The organism is Mesorhizobium sp. M1A.F.Ca.IN.022.07.1.1, from assembly GCF_003997575.1.
Lineage (GTDB): Bacteria > Pseudomonadota > Alphaproteobacteria > Rhizobiales > Rhizobiaceae > Mesorhizobium.
This window is the reverse complement of record NZ_RZST01000649.1, coordinates 1-1,116: the sequence shown is the minus strand read 5'-3', so window position 1 is coordinate 1,116 and position 1,116 is coordinate 1. Positions and strand designations below refer to the sequence as shown.

General features: G+C 63.5%; 1 protein-coding gene. It reads left to right on the top strand.

What is annotated here, in order from left to right; all coding sequences use genetic code 11:
- Window positions 1-46 precede the first annotated feature (46 nt).
- Window positions 47-817, top strand: a complete 771-nt coding sequence (locus EOA75_RS33110; RefSeq protein WP_127215801.1) for an L-iditol 2-dehydrogenase — start codon at window positions 47-49, stop codon at window positions 815-817.
- Window positions 818-1,116: the final 299 nt, after the last annotated feature.

Genomic DNA, 1,116 nt, shown 5'->3' with positions numbered 1-1,116 from the left:
AGGCCAAGCTCCATCGCTTCGGCGCCGACGGCAAGGCGCTGGCGCAGTGAGGCTCAAAGGCAAATCGGCGCTGATCACCGGATCGGCGCGCGGCATCGGCAGGGCCTTCGCCGAAGCCTATGTTCGCGAAGGCGCCAGGGTGGCGATTGCCGACATCAATCTCGAAGCGGCGGAAGCGACGGCAAAGGATATCGGCTCTGCCGCTTACGCGATCCGGCTCGACGTCACCGACCAGTCCTCGATCGAGGCCAGCGTGAAAGCCGTCGAAGCGAACGCCGGCGGCCTCGACATCCTGATCAACAATGCCGCCTTGTTCGACCTTGCGCCCATCGTCGAGATCAGCCGCGCGAGCTACGACAAGCTCTTCTCCGTCAATGTCGCCGGCACGCTGTTCATGCTGCAGGCGGCGGCCCGCTCGATGATCGCTGCTGGCCGGGGCGGCAAGATCATCAACATGGCGAGCCAAGCCGGGCGCCGCGGCGAGCCCCTGGTCGCGGTCTATTGCGCCACCAAGGCCGCCGTCATCTCGCTTACCCAGTCGGCCGGACTCGACCTGATCAAGCACCGCATCAACGTCAACGCCATCGCACCGGGCGTCGTCGACGGCGAGCATTGGGATCACGTCGATTCGCTGTTCGCCAAATATGAGAACCGGCCGAAGGGCGAGAAGAAGAGGCTCGTCGGCGAAAGCGTGCCCTATGGCCGCATGGGTCGAGCCGAAGATCTGACTGGCATGGCGGTTTTCCTCGCCAGTGACGAAGCCGAATACATTGTCGCCCAAACCTACAACGTCGATGGCGGTCAATGGATGAGTTGAGGGGGAAGCGCGCCTCTCTTCCTCCGGGGAGGACGCGTCGCGGGGCAGGTGAGGGGCGCATACCGGCAAACGGACGCTGCCCCTCACCGCTCGCCCCAAGCGGGTGAATTGGGGGTTGGATTGTCGGGCTGCATATCGGCCAAAGGGTAAGTAAGATGACCGTGAAACTCTCTTTCTCGAACCTCGCCAAGCTTCCGTCGAAGGTTTCCGGTCCGAAATACGATCGCGCCGCGCTGAAGGCCGGCATCGTGCATTTCGGCGTCGGCAACTTCCACCGCTCGCACCAGGCTGTCTATCTC